The 16,895-nt window shown below is 43.0% G+C and carries 17 protein-coding genes and 1 riboswitch; of the genes, 12 read left to right on the top strand and 5 right to left on the bottom strand.

What is annotated here, in order from left to right:
- Positions 1–253: 253 nt before the first annotated feature.
- Genes AC1DXF_RS28140 through AC1DXF_RS28130 form a run of 3 tightly spaced genes read right to left on the bottom strand, consistent with a single transcriptional unit; the run spans position 254 to position 2,243 of the window.
- Positions 254–955 carry a pirin family protein gene (locus AC1DXF_RS28140; protein ID WP_477452017.1) on the bottom strand — a complete coding sequence of 234 codons (702 nt, stop codon included), beginning with the start codon at positions 953–955 and terminating at the stop codon, positions 254–256.
- The gene (locus AC1DXF_RS28135) at positions 918–1,469 is read right to left on the bottom strand and encodes a hypothetical protein (RefSeq protein WP_477452016.1); all 552 of its coding nucleotides are present in this window, start codon (positions 1,467–1,469) and stop codon (positions 918–920) included. Before AC1DXF_RS28135 ends, AC1DXF_RS28140 begins: the two co-directional genes overlap by 38 nt.
- 12 nt (positions 1,470–1,481) lie before the next feature.
- Complete coding sequence (locus tag AC1DXF_RS28130; RefSeq protein WP_477452015.1) at positions 1,482–2,243, bottom strand: dioxygenase family protein; 762 nt, start codon at positions 2,241–2,243, stop codon at positions 1,482–1,484.
- Positions 2,244–2,763: 520 nt separating this feature from the next.
- Between AC1DXF_RS28130 and AC1DXF_RS28125 the strand changes: the two genes are divergently transcribed.
- The 10 genes from AC1DXF_RS28125 (at position 2,764) to AC1DXF_RS28080 (ending at position 14,004) form a co-directional block, all read left to right on the top strand.
- Positions 2,764–3,672, top strand: a complete 909-nt coding sequence (locus tag AC1DXF_RS28125) for a hypothetical protein (protein ID WP_477452014.1) — start codon at positions 2,764–2,766, stop codon at positions 3,670–3,672.
- A gap of 128 nt (positions 3,673–3,800) precedes the next feature.
- Entirely contained in the window at positions 3,801–4,412 is a 612-nt protein-coding gene (locus AC1DXF_RS28120; protein WP_477452013.1) for a phosphatase PAP2 family protein, read from the top strand.
- Between the two features lie 2 nt (positions 4,413–4,414).
- Complete coding sequence (locus AC1DXF_RS28115; RefSeq protein WP_477452012.1) at positions 4,415–4,750, top strand: hypothetical protein; 336 nt, start codon at positions 4,415–4,417, stop codon at positions 4,748–4,750.
- A 576-nt stretch (positions 4,751–5,326) separates the two neighbouring features.
- Positions 5,327–5,527, top strand: a riboswitch (cobalamin riboswitch).
- A 167-nt stretch (positions 5,528–5,694) separates the two neighbouring features.
- Positions 5,695–8,001: a 5-methyltetrahydropteroyltriglutamate--homocysteine S-methyltransferase gene (gene metE, locus AC1DXF_RS28110; protein WP_477452011.1), complete on the top strand. Its 2,307-nt coding sequence runs from the start codon at positions 5,695–5,697 to the stop codon at positions 7,999–8,001.
- A 58-nt stretch (positions 8,002–8,059) separates the two neighbouring features.
- A complete protein-coding gene (locus tag AC1DXF_RS28105) occupies positions 8,060–9,064 on the top strand; it encodes a beta-ketoacyl-ACP synthase III (protein WP_477452010.1) in 1,005 nt (334 codons plus the stop codon).
- Positions 9,065–9,205: 141 nt separating this feature from the next.
- The gene (locus AC1DXF_RS28100; RefSeq protein WP_477452009.1) at positions 9,206–9,592 is read left to right on the top strand and encodes an acyl-CoA thioesterase; all 387 of its coding nucleotides are present in this window, start codon (positions 9,206–9,208) and stop codon (positions 9,590–9,592) included.
- A gap of 55 nt (positions 9,593–9,647) precedes the next feature.
- The gene (locus AC1DXF_RS28095) at positions 9,648–9,899 is read left to right on the top strand and encodes a hypothetical protein (RefSeq protein ID WP_477452008.1); all 252 of its coding nucleotides are present in this window, start codon (positions 9,648–9,650) and stop codon (positions 9,897–9,899) included.
- A gap of 10 nt (positions 9,900–9,909) precedes the next feature.
- Positions 9,910–10,368: a zeta toxin family protein gene (locus AC1DXF_RS28090; RefSeq protein WP_477452007.1), complete on the top strand. Its 459-nt coding sequence runs from the start codon at positions 9,910–9,912 to the stop codon at positions 10,366–10,368.
- A gap of 344 nt (positions 10,369–10,712) precedes the next feature.
- Positions 10,713–13,181 (top strand): glycoside hydrolase family 95 protein, encoded by a 2,469-nt coding sequence (locus AC1DXF_RS28085; protein ID WP_477452006.1) that lies wholly within the window; start codon positions 10,713–10,715, stop codon positions 13,179–13,181.
- A gap of 49 nt (positions 13,182–13,230) precedes the next feature.
- Positions 13,231–14,004 (top strand): SGNH/GDSL hydrolase family protein, encoded by a 774-nt coding sequence (locus tag AC1DXF_RS28080; protein WP_477452005.1) that lies wholly within the window; start codon positions 13,231–13,233, stop codon positions 14,002–14,004.
- Here AC1DXF_RS28080 and AC1DXF_RS28075 read toward each other — a convergent pair whose 3' ends face one another.
- Together AC1DXF_RS28075 and AC1DXF_RS28070 are read right to left on the bottom strand one after the other, a co-directional pair.
- Positions 14,005–14,433, bottom strand: coding sequence for a VOC family protein (locus AC1DXF_RS28075; protein WP_477452004.1), 429 nt, complete (start codon positions 14,431–14,433; stop codon positions 14,005–14,007).
- 104 nt (positions 14,434–14,537) lie between these two features.
- On the bottom strand, positions 14,538–15,398 hold the full coding sequence (locus AC1DXF_RS28070; protein WP_477452003.1) for a YitT family protein: 861 nt from the start codon (positions 15,396–15,398) through the stop codon (positions 14,538–14,540).
- 174 nt (positions 15,399–15,572) lie between these two features.
- Here AC1DXF_RS28070 and AC1DXF_RS28065 point away from each other — a divergent pair, with 174 nt between their 5' ends.
- Entirely contained in the window at positions 15,573–15,965 is a 393-nt protein-coding gene (locus tag AC1DXF_RS28065) for a group III truncated hemoglobin (RefSeq protein WP_477452002.1), read from the top strand.
- A gap of 50 nt (positions 15,966–16,015) precedes the next feature.
- Positions 16,016–16,891: a glycoside hydrolase family 25 protein gene (locus AC1DXF_RS28060; RefSeq protein ID WP_477452001.1), complete on the top strand. Its 876-nt coding sequence runs from the start codon at positions 16,016–16,018 to the stop codon at positions 16,889–16,891.
- The last annotated feature ends 4 nt before the right edge of the window (positions 16,892–16,895 follow it).

The following is a 16,895-nucleotide window of genomic DNA, read 5'->3' as shown; positions in this document are numbered from 1 at the left end:
TGCCTTTTGCCAATTACCTTTGATGAATCAAGAGAATTATTCTAGCTGGGCCTTGGGCAATCTTAAAAGGCAGGGAACTAATACGAACGCAGGTTCTCCAAAACCAGAAATGACAAAAGTTCACCCTGCCTTTTTATTTAACGTTATCCACAAACTTTTTAGTTTTTAACACCCCCCTGCACCCCCCGTTTCTAACAATAACAAATCTTAATATTGTTATCTTTAGACCAAAGGAAATGACATTTTTTTTATTTTAGCCCTCCATTTCCAAAACCAGCATCACCGCGCTATTGCTTAAAGCTTCCATGTCAGCTTCTTCCAGGCCCCACAAAGCAAGACCGTCTCGTTCGTGCATCAGGCGGCCTTGCAGTTCAAATGCGCCGGCAATTACAAAGGCATAAAATAATGAACCAGGTGTTTTCAGGTGATAAAGCGCATCGGCACGTCCATCAAACCGGCCGATGTGCAGGTTAAAAGGCAACCTGGATAAAGTGGGGATAATACTTATCAATTCATTTTGCCTGCCCTCAAAATCAAAGCAGAAGGTTTGCTTAAAAAACGGGAACACTTCTGTATCTGCGTCTATCTGCAGCTGCAAAAAGTTAACCCAATCATTTGGGTAGGGATTATTTAAAGTTAAAATATCACCGCTGTTTGCATAATTAATATACACCTCGCCTACATCAACTACCGTACTTTTCCCTTCGGCATCCTCAACAAGCAGGGCGCCGGTTACCGGCATCGCTACAAAATAGCAGGCATGTTGTACCTGTATGGTAATTGATTTACCGGCAGCCAAAATCTCGTCGTTAAATACACGCAGGGGGCCAAAAGCTTTACGGTGCTCATTAAAATGTCCGTCGTAATTAAAAGTACTGCACCGCCTGAAGGTATTATTTTCGGTAATTACCCGCTGATCAGCAAGGTGAATCTGCCCGGGTGAGGTCTTTTCCATGTTGTTGCAATTTTTGGAGTGAATGAATATTTACGTATGGCGGCAGTTTAAACAGGTTGCTCAACACTTCTTCGTCGCCGGCTGCTTCGGGCCGGTAATCGGCTACCAGCAAAAAATCGGCAACGGTATCGTGCCAAACCAGTGTGTCTGTATAAAAATTAACTGCCACCTGGTGCCGGGCTTTGTCATTAATATCAGAGTTGATGATCTCGAACTGAAATTTATCGAACTTTAAAAAACGCTTACCCACGTTATTAAGCACATCGGGCACTATACCATTTAGCTGCTGCAAATACCCGGTTATAGCCGGGGTAACCATGCCGACAAGCCTTTGCGCGTTTGGTACGTGCTTTAGCAAGTCGGCATAGCTGGTAAAAGCGGTACCGTGGCTGTAATTCTGGCCTTGCAATTTAAACTCCATGTACGATGATTCAAACACTAGCTTATCCCATTGTTTGGCTGAGTTTATATCAATGATTTTTCGGTAACAAAGTGTAATTACGCGGGTATCCATTTTGTTATTTTATTAAGCAGGTACGCTCATGCTGATGGATAATACAAAGCCGGCAGTTGTGCTGCCGGTTACGGTAGCCATTTCAAGTGTATAGCCATCGCTAAACACATTGTCATTCGCGTTATAAATATAGCCGCTCATTCCTTTTTTATATCCTGCAACGGCGGCCAATGCTGTACCGGTACCTTCCGGGAAAGCTATTTGTGTTACTTTTAATGATGTACCTGCCGAATTATAAATATGTACATGAATGTGTGTGGCGCGGCCGCTATACCAACCCGGAAAAATAGAGGTAAAAGTTACCAGCCCATTGGAATCGGTAGTTTGCCTGCCACGTAAGAAGTGTACCGAGGTATAATTGGTGGATTGCGTGCCGCTGCCGCCATATTCCGAATAATTACCTTCGGCATCGCAGTGCCAGATATCAACCAGTGCACCTGATAAAGCGTTGCAGCTGTTATTGCTGTTGTTAACGGTAATATTAACGGTCATTTTGTAGCCTGTACGGTCGCTGGTGATATCGCTGCGCACGTATGATGCCGGGCTTTTTGTTGGATAAGGCCCTTCGGTTTCGCTCTCGATTACGCTGCAAGTGCCCGAGCTGGAGCTGGATCCGGAAGAACTGCTTGACCCGGAAGTACTACCTGACGACGAACTGGTATCTGTTGTGCTGCTTGTAGTAGTTGTTACTGAATCTTTTTTACAGGCTTCAACCAGTACCGATGTAGACACCGCGCCTATCATCAGGCTTTTTAAGAAATTTTTACGTTCCATGATTTTATTTATTTAGGGGTATGATATAAGTTCTGTTGATTGTTGATCAAAAGTAACCGCCCCTGTAAACAAATTCATGATGTGTCGGTAAGCCGCTGTTTTGTGTCGACGAATGGATTTATATATCCGGAACCCTTTAAAAGAAAACAATAAATGCCTCTTATTATAATGCTTTACCGCGACTATACCTGAACGGTGCAACACTGTACAATTGTTGGTTTTGAAAGAAGTGCTATCGCCATTTCTTGTTATTAAGTAATTGTTAAGTATATTTTCCTATGATTAATACAATGTGCAATTCTTATATTATAATTTAGGATTAATTAATATTTGTTATTTGCGAAATAAAATATTATTTTTTTTATTTATTAAAAAAAACTTACATTTAAGTGTCTGAAAATTAACCATTTTCGAAAAGTTTGCTTTAAGAATTTATCTAATTTATATCCATATAAATTAGATAAATTCTTAATATGAGCAAATAATAAAACCACACTTGTCACTTTTTAATCATTTCAATATGAAACCTAATAACCCAAATCCAATCAGCATTTTCACTCTTTTTAGTTCAATTTCAAATTTTAGCCAATACATAAGGTACCTTATAAAACCTGTTTTTGTATTGGTTTTAATTTTATCGGCAAATTCTTTTTACAATGCTAATGCCCGCACTTTAACAAAGGCCGACACGATAACAATGATCACTAAATTGCGGGCCGACTCTGCAAATATGCAAGCTGTTACAAAAAAATTAAATCTTAAGATTGATACTTTGAAAAAAGCAATCAATGAGCAATCAACTGCTACGTATCAAGGTGCTTTTACAACAGGCAACTGGTTTATTTATTCAATTGGTGTATTATTATGTGCTTTTCTTATTTATATTGCCGTTGCAAGTCCCAAAAATAGTGAATTTCCGCTCGGACTTCCCGATGGAAGCATCAGGGGCATCATTGCAATTTTAGCTATTATATTATATGTTTTAATTTCCCTTACCCTTTCGGCAGTACCGCCAAATTCAACAATAGCGGCAGATATTACTAAAACCTTAGGAACATTAGTTGTAGCTATATCAGCATTTTATTTTGGAGCCAAAACTGCGGAACAAGGAATTAAAACGGCAGCCTTACTTAATAATAATGCAGATGAGAGTACTGTCCCCGTCAATGTTATCCAGCAAGCAATAACCGACAATAAGAAAGATTGGATGAGCTTATATAATTGCACCAACATTGTGTTGGGGAAAAAGAAGACTCAAGACACAACTCATGACATTGATTGTATTGTTTTTTTCGTCGATGAAAAGAGTGATAATCCAACGCCAGTGCCAGGTATGCCGGTGACTCCTAAAGCTATACCTGCAGTTATACCTTTTACTTTTAACAAAAAAGTATATAACATTCCAACAGATGTGCAGAAAAATCCTTAATAAGCAAAAGTAAATAATGCGATCAAACCGGATTATTTGGTTTGATTGCATTATTGGGATTAGCTAACAGCCAACCATGGAAAATATTTATCTTGGTAGCTGTAAATCAAGCTGACCATCGCGATACCATGAAGCATTTTTTAAAAACACGATTTTTAATCCTCTTTTTATCCGTCGGGGTAATCTTAAATTTTAACTCCCACAAAACCTTAGCACAGATCCGTACTCCCGCGCTTGACGACCAAATCCTTATCAATCTGCAAGATAGCCGTACGCCGGCCCAAACAGGCTTTTTCTTATTCATGAGCAAACATCTGGACTATGGCAATATTGGTGTACCCGCGGGCTTGCTGGTTGGCGGCATCATCAGTAACGATAAGGAGATGCGGCAAAATGCTTTATACGTGGCCAGTAGCACCGCAATATCCGCCGGCCTTACGCAACTCATAAAAATCCTGGTAAAACGTCCGCGGCCATTTGTGCAAAATATCCGTATTACTCCTGTCTACCGTGCAGGTGGATACTCCTTTCCATCGGGTCATAGTTCAAGCTCGTTTGCAACGGCAACAGCTTTATCTGCCGCTTATCCTAAATGGTATGTTATAGTCCCGGCTTATTTATGGGCAGGCTCAACCGCGTATTCAAGGATGTACCTGGGGGTACATTACCCCACAGATGTAGCTACGGGCGCAGGATTAGGAGCTGCGAGCGCTTTGCCGATGTTGTTTTTGAAGAAATAGTGATGACTAAAAGAGAAAAATACGGACTTACGTTTTTAACGACAAATACTATTGACGGCTATAAAGGTTATCGTTGTTTCAAAGAAGATGTAGATGAGTTTAGCCATTTGCAAATACTATCCCACATGGATAATTCTGAAATAAAAGATCTAATCGAAGAACTCGAAAAAGCTTTAAATGGCGAATACTATGAGCAATATTTTACAAGTGACGGAGTGGAAGCAGATAGTATTGAATTAAATTATCCCAACGTTATAATAAACGAACACTTGACAATTAGTATGGTTGAATTACTCGAACTTCTCCAAGAATGGTTGGCTTTCAAAACCTCTCAATAAACCAACTAATATAGTTAGTCAAAACCCCTCCGTATCTTCAAATCTTCCAACCCTAAAATTTAAAATGGTTCTACGATGGATTGTATGATCAACCATTTTAAATTATTTTATTCGTTTGGTTTAATTTAGCCCTCAACCATGGGATCGGAGCGGTGGCAGACCGGGTATTTTTCAATTTTGAGGTCCCAAATTTTCTGAAATTTTTTTTAAAAAATCTTCATTTTATATTTGTGTAAATAAATGCACCATTTGTATCAATAAATAGCGTATTTGTTGCTGAAAAGTTCTAATTAATTATCTTTTTTTACTTGTTTATGCATGAATAAAGAGAGGTTTTGAAATATAAAAGGAAGCTTGTAAATTTGTACTGTATACACACAAAAAAGGGGTTCTATGTTGTTTTGTACTGCATGGATTTACGGTGTCACTTTATTTCGTATGAATTAGTGTCTATCAATATTGACACCAACGCCATGCATCATAGATCATAAAAATCATCTGCACATCTGTAATCTGAAATCTGCACATCAAAAATCTGCACATTTTTTCCCATCTTTACAGCCAATAAAGTTCTTTACTTTTTTTCTGCAGAGTGGTTCCCGGTGTTTAAGGCACAGGGATTAATAAGGAACCGTGTGTAAATCACGGGCTGTCGCGCAACTGTAAGTAACACAAAAGGTTGTTGCCTTTAACAAAGTCCATTGTTCGCCCCGCGCGGATGAGAAGGACGGCAACAATGTTACAAGCCAGGATACTTGCCCCTATGTAAAAGACAATGCTTTCGCGCAATGAAGCAGTAGTCAAAGAAAAAAGAATGATGTACATGGCCGTTATATGCCTGTATGTTATGCTTTTGCCTTTTATTACCATTTACTCCGAAAGCATACCGAAAACCGTAAGGAGCATTAAGTCAAATTAATGTTTAACCAAAAACGTTTTAGCGTATGCTCAAAAACAATCTCGGGTACCCACGTGTGGGTGCCCACCGTGAACTTAAAAAAGCCAGTGAACAGTACTGGGCCGGTAAAATTACCCGTAACGATTTGTTTGCCGCTGCCCGGCAAATTCGCCTGCAAAACTGGCAAACCCAGGTTGATGCCGGTATCGATCTGATCCCCTGTAACGATTTCAGCTTTTACGACCAGGTATTGGATACCTCGCTTATGCTGGGCAACATTCCTGAACGGTACACCCCGGTATTAACCCAAAACAAGTCCAATACCGAAATTGACCTGTATTTTGCCATGGCCCGCGGCTATCAAAAAGACGGACTGGATGTTACAGCCATGGAAATGACCAAGTGGTTTGATACCAACTACCATTACATTGTACCGGAGTTTGTACAAAATCAGCAGTTTAAACTATTTAGCGAAAAGATTTTTGACGAGTTTATCCTGGCCAAACAACATACCCGCAACATACCAAAACCGGTATTAATTGGCCCGGTAACCTACCTGCTATTAGGTAAAGAAAAACAACCCGGTTTTGATAAAATCGACCTGATCAAAAAACTGGTACCGGTTTACGTCGAAGTATTAAAACGGCTGGCAAGCTATGGGGCAATCTGGGTGCAGCTTGATGAGCCCTTCCTGGCGCTCGACCTTACCGATAAGGAAAAGGCAGCCTATGCCTACGCCTATATGGAGATCAGCAAACAATGCCCCGGTATTAAAGTACTGCTCACTACGTATTTTGAGAGCCTGCACGAAAACACCGAGCTGGCCGTAACGCTGCCGGTAAGCGCCATTCATGTTGATTTGGTGCGTGCACCCGATCAGTTGTATAAGGTACTCACGGTAATGCCGGCCAGCCTTAGCTTATCGCTGGGCGTTGTTGATGGCCGCAACATCTGGAAAAACGATTATGTACGCTCGTTAACCCACATTAAAAAAGCCATTACCGTTTTAGGTACCGATAGGGTAATGATAGCGCCGAGTTGCTCGCTGCTGCATACACCGTTCGACCTGGAGCTGGAAACAGCCATTGTCCCCGAGATAAAAAACTGGATGGCCTTTGCCAAACAGAAGCTGAATGAAATAAAGGAGCTGGCGCAGATCATCGGCGGCAATAATGAATTGCTGCAAAATAACCTGCGTGCCCTCACCAGCCGTAGCTTGTCAAAACTCATTCATAAGCAGGATATCAAACAACGCGTGGCAGCCATAACCGATGCTGATGCGCAACGTGAAAGCGGATTCATCGCCCGCCAAAAAATTCAGCAGCAGCGCTTTAAACTACCACTGTACCCAACAACTACCATAGGATCGTTCCCGCAAACTGATGATATCCGCTCGTTAAGGGCAAGGCTAAAAAAAGGTGAGCTAACCGAAGCGCAATACGATGCCGAAATTGAAAAAGCTACCATTGATGCCATCCGCTGGCAGGAACAAATTGGCCTGGATGTATTGGTACACGGCGAATTTGAACGTAACGACATGGTTGAATACTTTGGCGAACGTTTGGATGGCTTCCTGTTCACCCAAAATGGCTGGGTACAAAGCTATGGCAGCCGCTGTGTTAAGCCACCTGTTATTTACGGCGATGTAAGCCGCCCCGAGGATATGACGGTAAAGTGGAGCAGCTTCGCGCAGCAAAACACCAATAAACTGATGAAAGGTATGCTAACCGGCCCGGTAACTATATTGCAATGGTCGTTTGTGCGGGATGACCAGCCCCGGTCCGAAACTACCAACCAGATAGCCTTAGCCATTCGCGATGAAGTTGTGGCTTTAGAAGCCGCGGGCATTAAAGTGATCCAGATTGATGAGCCAGCTATTCGTGAAGGGTTGCCTTTGCGTAAAAAAGACTGGCAAAATTATCTGAACTGGGCGGTTAAAGCATTCCGTATTTCGGCCAGCGGTGTGAGGGACGAAACACAGATCCATACGCACATGTGCTACAGCGAGTTTAACGACATTATTGGCAACATTGCCGATATGGATGCCGATGTAATCACCATTGAAACCTCGCGCTCGCAAATGGAGCTATTGGCCGCCTTCGCCGATTTTAAATATCCAAACGAAATTGGCCCCGGTGTGTATGATATCCATTCGCCGCGCGTACCCACGGTTGATGAAATGGTAAGCCTGCTGGAAAAAGCATCCGAATTGTTGCCCGCCGGCAATTTGTGGGTTAATCCCGACTGCGGATTGAAGACCCGTAAATGGCCCGAAACCCAGGTGGCGCTCATAAATATGGTGGCAGCCGCGAAACATCTTCGTCAGTTAGTTGTAGAAACAATAGCATCCTGACGGGTAAAAACAGGCAATTTACGTATACTTGCCTGTTTTTTCAGATTTTTGGCATTTTATGAGATTAAAAAGTAACGCGGTTATTACAGGGGTTGGGGGTTTTGTTCCGGATAATATATTAAGCAACAGTGATTTAGAGAAGATGGTTGACACAAACAGCGATTGGATTGTATCACGTACAGGAATTAAGGAAAGAAGGATTTTAACCGACCCCACACTTGCCACCTCGGATATGGCCGTTGCCGCTGTGAAAAATTTGTTGGAAAATACAGGTGTTTCCGGAGAAGAAATTGACTGCCTTATTATAGCTACCTCTACCCCCGATCACCTGCTTTTATCAACCGCCAGCATCGTGTGCGACAAGGTTGGTTTAAGCAATGCCTGGGCTACCGATGTTAATGCTGCCTGCAGTGGTTTTTTATATGCCTACACACTTGGTGCAAGCCTGGTAGAAAGCAACCGCTACAAAAAAGTAATTGTAATTGGCGCCGATCAAAACAGCGCTATCATTAATTATAAAGACCGTAATACCTGTATCCTTTTTGGCGATGGCGCCGGTGCTGTTTTACTGGAGCCGACCACCGAGGATATAGGTTTGATTGACAGTGTTTTTAAAACTGATGGCCACGGCCGCGAATACCTGCTGGTACCGGGTGGCGGTTCAAAAATCCCCGCTACTGTTGATTCTGTTGAGGCTAACCAACACTATATTCGCCAGGAAGGCAGGATAGTTTTTAAGGCGGCTATTAAAGGCATGACAGAAACCTGTACCGAGGTATTAAAGCGCAACGAAATGACGATAGATGATGTAAACTGGCTGATACCTCACCAGGCAAATTACCGCATCATTCATGCAGTAGGCGAAAACCTGGGCTTACCTGAAGAACGCGTTAAGGTAAATATCGATAGGTATGGTAATACTACCGCGGCTACCATCCCACTTTGCCTTTGGGATTTTCAGGACGATTTTAAATATAATGACAACGTTATTTTTACAGCCTTTGGCGCCGGCTTTTCATGGGGCGCAACCCTGTTAAAATGGGGTAGGTTGAGGAAAGCGTAAAGCGTTCAATTAACAAGCAAAACAAAAGTTATGTCATTGCGGGGCACGAAGCAATCGCGAACTTTTCCGGTGCGCAATGCACGCGTGCGATTGCTTCATGCCTCGCAATGACATGCTTAAATCAATCATCAGGAACCCAGCATGACCATCGACGAAAGAATAAAAGCATCAGAAACACGCATTTTTAAAACCGTGTTTCCTAATAATACCAACCATTACGATACGCTGTTTGGCGGTTCGGCTATGGCCATGATGGATGAGGTAGCGTTTATAACGGCAACCCGTTTTACCCGCAAACGGATGGTTACTGTATCATCCGACAGGATTGATTTTAATAAACCTATCCCTGCAGGTACCATTATCGAACTGGTGGGCACCGTATCGCATATTGGCAATACCAGTATGAAAGTTTTGGTTGAGATCTTTATTGAAGAGATGTACTCCTTTGTGCGCGAAAAGGCCATCACCGGCACATTTACCTTTGTGGCTATTGATGAGCATAAGCACCCGGTGAAGGTTGTGGATTAACGCGCGATTCAAAAGTTTTTTTGTAAATTTACAATAACGGTAAAAACTAATAGCTATGAGTGAATTAGAAGTGCTTGAAAATGTTGGATCAAATGCTGTCCATCGCCTTCGTACAGAAACATTAAATGCGGGCCAGCCTTTTATGATCAATGTTGCCGACTTACCTAAGGACCAATGTTATCTTGAATATCCCGATCATTCCATTCATTTGGTGTCATATATAAAGGGCAAAAATGATTTTGTTTCTCTAAAAAAACTATCATCAAAAGATGGTACGCTATTGCGAAAACGCTTAGGTTTGGTTTAAACTCCAATTAATGCCAACACTTTATTTGATAACCGGCTCCAATGGTGCTGGGAAATCAACTTTCGGACCTGATTACTTCCCAAAGGATATTACCGATCACTATAGCGTTTTTGATGGCGACAAGCTATATATGTCCAAAAGTAAAGAGCTTTTTCCGTCTATTACCAAGTCGCCGAAGGAAGCTAAAAGATTAGCTGGGGAATTTGTGATGGAGACACTTACGCGGTTAGTCGAAGAGGCATTAGCCAATAGAGATAATTTCGTTTATGAAGGACACTTTCCAAGCTACGCTACATGGGATTTTCCCAAGAGATTTAAAAAAGAAGGCTATAGCATTATAATGCTTTTTCTCGGCTTATCCGACGTTGATATTTCTGAAATGCGTGTCGGTATCCGAACCAAAAAAGGAGGCCACAATGTACCAAAATGGGATATTGAAAATAACTTTACGGAAATCTTGAAATGTTGAATGAACATTATCAGATTTTAGATCATCTGCAGATCATCGATACATCGGAATTTTTACCTAAACCACTGGCCGCTTTTAACGGGAAAAATGTCATTTCCAGTATTGACATAGATAATTTACCACGCTGGTTTACAACCTATCTCCCATTGCTAACACAAGCTATCAAAACATTTCACTTATCCCATAATTAATCTAATTCGTATCCCATAGCTAATCTATTCGTGTCAATCAACATTTTCAATAATCTACACTACTTTCAATTGTTAATACCGCTGATAACATTGCCTGTTTAAAGCCAATTAAGTTTTATAATTTAGTCGCTTATAAATCTGCACATCAGCTTCATGAACAAAAAAATAGCCACCTTATTAATGGCGTTGGCGCCGTTAACGACCTTTTGCCAGCAAAATTTAAAACTTTGGTATAAGCAGCCCGCAAAAGTTTGGACGGAGGCCCTGCCCATAGGCAACGGACGGCTGGGCGCCATGGTATTTGGCGGCGTAGGCCACGAGCTGATCCAGCTTAACGAGGCCACTTTATGGACCGGCGGCCCGGTACGCACTAACGTAAACCCGCAGGCTTATGACAATTTACAGCTGGCAAGGGAAGCGTTGTTAAAAAATGAAGACTATGCACAGGCTAATGAGTATGCAAAAAAAATGCAGGGCTATTTCTCAGAATCCTATCTGCCGCTGGGCAATCTTACTATCACCCAGCAGCTGAAAGATACTATCCCAACAACCTACTATCGCGACCTGGACATTAGTAACGCGATTGCTACAACCCGTTACACAATCGATGGCGTAGAATATACCAGGCAAATCATCAGTTCGGCACCCGACCAGGTTATCGCTATCCGGTTTACAGCAAGCGAGGCCGGTAAATTGAATTTTACCTTAGGCACCGGTAATGGGTTAGCATATCAAAACGTTGTTGTATCCAACAACCAGATTTTAATGAAGGGACAAGCACCCTCGCACCTACAGCCCAGTTACGTTAACTTAAAAGATACGCTTGCCCTTAATGATAAACCTGGTTGCCGTGGCATGCGCTATGAATTACAGGTTAAAGCACTGAGTAATGATGGATTGATAAATGCCGATACTACAGGCATCAGGGTGACAAACGCTACCGATGTTACTATTTACTTATCAGCAGCAACAAGTTTCAATGGCTTTGATAAATGCCCGGATGCAGATGGCAAAGACGAACATCAGCTGGCATCCGGTTACCTGGATGCTGCGGTCGAAAAGAGCTGGCCAACTTTGCTGGCCCGTCATTACGATGATTATCACCAATATTTTAACCGGGTGGCCTTTAACCTCGCTGCGCCTGCGGATGACAAAAACGCTTTGGTGCCAACAGACGAGCGGCTATTTAACTATTCGGAAGGGGCTAACGATCCCTCATTTGAAACATTATATTTCCAATTCAGCAGGTATTTGTTAATCTCCTGCTCCCGCCCGGGCGGGCCAGCGGCTAACTTACAAGGCATCTGGAATAAGGAGATCCGGCCGCCATGGAGTTCAAATTACACCACGAACATCAATGTGCAAATGAATTATTGGCCCGCAGAGGTGGCCAACTTGTCGGAAATGCAATTACCATTTATAAGCTTCATTAAAAACGCCTCCATTACGGGCCAGGTTACGGCCAAAGACTTTTACCATACGCGGGGCTGGGCTGTGCACCATAACAGCGATATCTGGGCCTTATCAAACCCCGTTGGCGATATAGGGCATGGCGACCCTATGTGGGCCAACTGGACAATGGGATCGCCATGGTTATCACAGCATTTATGGTGGCATTACCAGTTTACAAATGATAAAGCCTATCTCAGGGATACCGCTTATCCGCTCATGAAGGGCGCCGCCCATTTTTGTATGGACTTTTTGGTACCTTACAAAGGCTACCTGGTAACTGCCCCTTCCCTATCGCCAGAAAATAGTTTTATCGACGATAAAGGCAAACAAGGTACCGTATCTGTAGCCACAACCATGGATATGGCTATCATCTGGGATTTATTTACCAACGTGATTGATGCCGCAAGCCAATTAGGCACCGATAAGACTTTTCGCGATTCAGTAATTGCCTACCGCAGGCAATTGTATCCGTTGCACATCGGCAAAAAAGGAAACCTGCAGGAGTGGTATAAAGATTGGGAAGATACCGATCCGCATCACAGGCACGTATCACATTTATTCACCGTATTTCCGGGCCATGAGATCTCCCCTATCCAGACCCCGGAACTTGCCGCAGCCGCAAAAAAAACGCTGGAACTTAGGGGAGATGCCGGTACCGGCTGGAGCCTGGCCTGGAAAATTAACTTTTGGGCCCGATTGCTTGATGGTAACCATGCCTATAAAATGATCCATTACCTGTTAAAGCTTACCGGATCGTCAAAAACCAATTATGCCAATGGCGGCGGTTCATATGCAAATTTGTTTGATGCACATCCGCCGTTCCAGATCGACGGCAACTTTGGGGCATTATCCGGCATGTGCGAAATGCTGGTTCAAAGCCAATCGGGCGAGATTAGCCTGCTACCCGCCATTCCCGATGCCTGGGCCGAAGGAAATATCTCGGGCTTAAAAGCACGCGGCAATTTCCAGATAGCCATGAACTGGAAAAACAAGCAGATAGTTACCGCGTCGGTTTTATCGGTAACCGGTGGTATATGCAAACTGCGCACCATTGCCCCGGTAAAAATAATGGGGGTACACGCCAGGTCGGTTAAAACAGCTAACGGCTACTTAACTGCCTTTAATACCAAAAAAGGGATGTTGTATAAAATAACCGGCTCAAAAATTTAATCAAGTCCATCAGAGATGGCAAATACTGACAAACAGAAACACTGCGACAATGACCAACGCTAAAACAAACCAACGACGCGATTTTATAAAAAAGGTTACCTTAACCGCATTGGGCTCCATTGCTGCGCCCCATGTTTTTGCCGCGCCTTTATCAAACGTGTTTAAAGGTGGCAGCAGCGCCAAAACCATCCTTTTCCAGGGCGATTCCATAACCGATGGCGGCCGGTCATACGATAAAGACTGGAACCATATTATGGGCCAAAGTTTCCCGTACCTGGTAGCAGGCAGACTTTGGTTTGATCATCCCGACCAGCAACTGATGTTTATAAACCGTGGCATCAGCGGCCACACCGTACGCGACCTGCAGGCGCGCTGGCAAAAAGACACGTTAGATTTGAAGCCCGATATCCTAAATATCCTGATCGGTGTAAATGATGTACACCACGTAATCCGCAATAACAATCCAAGCACTGTTGATCAGTTTAGAGACGACTACGACGCCCTGCTAAATCAAACCAAAACCGCGCTCCCCGATATAAAATTGTTGATTTGCGAGCCCTTTATTTTACCTGTTGGCCAGGTGAATACCGATTTAAAACGCTGGCAGGACGAAATAACTCAGCGACAACTGGTGGCTAAACAACTGGCGCAAAAATACAATGCCGTTTTTGTCCCTTTGCAAACTATCTTTAATGCCGCCCTCAAAAAAGCGCCCGCCGAATTCTGGATTTGGGATGGTGTGCACCCCATGCCGGCCGGGCACGAATTGATAGCACGTGAATGGATTAAAGCAGCAAAAAAGAATTACGGTTTCCCGGGGTAGTTAAATCGCAAACAGTTGCCCCATATCCTTAAAAGCCTTAAACTCCAACGCGTTACCCGACGGATCAAGGAAAAACATGGTAGCCTGTTCGCCGGGCAGGCCCTTAAAACGGATGTAGGGTTCAATAACAAAATTCACATTAAGGCTTTTCAGCTTAGTCTCAAGAGCAACCCAGTCATTCCATTCCAGTACCACACCAAAATGGGGCACAGGTACATCATGACCGTCAACCGGGTTAAAATGATGCTTGCCATCATCAACCGGTTTAGGTTTTAAGTGGATAACAAACTGGTGGCCATACAGATTAAAATCTGTCCAATTTGTATCACTGCGGCCCTCGCTACATCCCAAAACTTCGCGGTAAAATTTGCGGGCCTCGTCCAGGTCATAAACCGGCACAGCAACGTGAAAAGGTGTTATTTTACTCATAACTATTTAAACTCTAAATTAACAGCCCATTTTAATAACCACTCACCACTCACCACTTACCACTCACCACTCACCACTCACTACTCACTACTCACAACTCACAACTAATGTAATCCTTTGCGTTTCAACAATCCCCCGGTGGTATCATCCACGCTTTGCTGTACAATGAATGCCTTGGGATCAATCCGCAGGATGGTTTGTTTTAACGATGGAATTTCCAGCCGGGTGGCAACGGTAAAAATAATATCCCGCGGATCGTTTACGTGGCCATCCTTCCCGTAACCACTTTTACCCTGGTAAATGGTAACACCCCTGCCAAGTGTATGCGTAATTGCCCTGCGGATGGCCTCGCTATGGGTAGATACTACCGTGATGCCCGAATACTGTTCAATACCATTCAAAATAAAATCGATCATTTTGGCGGCAGCCATATACGTTAATATGGAGTACATGGCCGGCTCAACGCCCAGCAAAAAAGCAGCAAGCCCAAATATCACTACATTCAACAGCAAAATAAAATCGCTCACTTTTAACAGTTGGGTTCGTTTGCTAATGAGTACAGCCGCTATCTCGGTACCATCAAGTACGGCGCCACCCCGCATGGCCAGGCCGCTGCCTGTACCAATAAATACGCCGCCAAAAACTGCAGTAAGCAACTTATCATGCGTTACATCCGGAAAACTGATAACTATCAGGCTTACCGATAGCAAGCCAATAGCAATGGTACTTTTTATGGCAAACCACAGTCCCAGCTTTTTATAACCCAACCATAAAAAAGGAACATTGATTACAAAAATAAGCGCCGAAATAGGGATAGGCGACAAATCTGCAACCAACATTGATACACCTGTTACACCTCCATCAATAAAATGGCTTGATAACAGGAACCCCTTAAGGCCAAAACCGGCTGCTAAAATACCCAACCCGATAGATATCGATTCTTTGATGATCTTCATTACCTTCATGCCCAAATATAATTTATCCGGCGCTAAAATGGTTTTTAATAAAAAAGATAAGCAGGAAAAGGGCTGGTTATTTTATCTGTTCAATGTCATAACCTGTCGTTATTTAAGATTCGGGGATTAGAATTTTGGATTTGTTCGGTTTTTGATGAGTTACTATCTAAATTTGAATTGACAATGGATAATAAACACGATATAACTTCATTAGAAGATATCAAGCTATTAGTTGACACCTTTTACACCAAAGTTGCCGAAGATGCCTTGCTTGGCCCTGTTTTTAGCGAACGTTTGGGTGATAACTGGTTGCCGCACCTGGAAAAAATGTATACTTTTTGGCAAACCTTGCTGTTGCAGGAGCATACTTATAACGGCGCGCCGTTTCCGCCGCATGCAAGGCTACCCATTGACGAAAAGCATTTTAATGAATGGCTGAATTTATTTACGGCTACTGTTGACGAACTTTTTGCCGGCGAAAAAGCCGGCGAAGCCAAATGGCGGGCCGGTAAAATGGCCGAAATGTTTCAATATAAAATAGCCTACTTTAAAAATAATCCATTTAATATTATTTAGCATTTTATTAAGGCAGCTAATATGCGGGCGCATTTTAGTAATTTTGTTTTGTGCCGCCTCCTGTTAAAAAAACACCTGCCAAAACCACAGCTCCGGTTAAACGGAAACCTGCCGCGAAGAAAACAACCTCTTCAGGAATCTCTAAAGGATGGATATTTGCTGCTATTGGCTTATTACTCATCCTACTTTCGCCCTTTTACTACGGCTATGTTTTAAAAACAGCTACCGCAACCTGGCGATGGATCCTCGATTCAGGGGAGAATACCAATTACCGTACTTACAAAAATTTTGGTGTCAGGATCCCGGCAAATTACTCGGTACATGGTATTGACGTATCATCGTACCAGGGCAAAATAAACTGGCAAAAGGTAAAGGCCATGAATGACGACGGAGTACACATCAAGTTCGCGTTCATTAAGGCTACCGAGGGTATTTTAATGACCGACCCCTACTTTCAGCGTAACTGGCGCGAGGCCCCTAAGGCCGGACTTATCTGCGGCGCATATCATTACTTTTTACCCCAGAAAAGCGGTTTATGGCAGGCCAAATTTATGCTGCAAACCGTAAAAATTGAAAAAGGCGACCTGCCGATGGTTGTTGATGTAGAAAAACTATACCGCACCACGCCCGAAAAAATGCGTATCCAGCTCAAGCTGTTCATTCACCAGGTAGAAACTAAAACGGGGGTAAAACCTATCATTTACACCAACCTGAGCTTTTACCAGGATTATCTGAAAGGCTATTTTGATGAGTACCCACTTTGGATAGCTCACTATTATCAACCCAAATTAAAGGTGGGCAGCAATACCAACTGGCAATTTTGGCAACATTCGGACAGGGCCCGCATCAACGGTATTAATGAAAGAGTTGATATGAGTATTTTTAAAGGTGATAGTGCCGCGTTTGAAAAACTGCTGGTGAAGTAAATTT

The organism is Mucilaginibacter sp. P2_A5 (assembly GCF_056404995.1).
The sequence above is the reverse complement of the archived record's forward strand: the minus strand, read 5'-3'. Positions and strand labels throughout refer to the sequence as shown.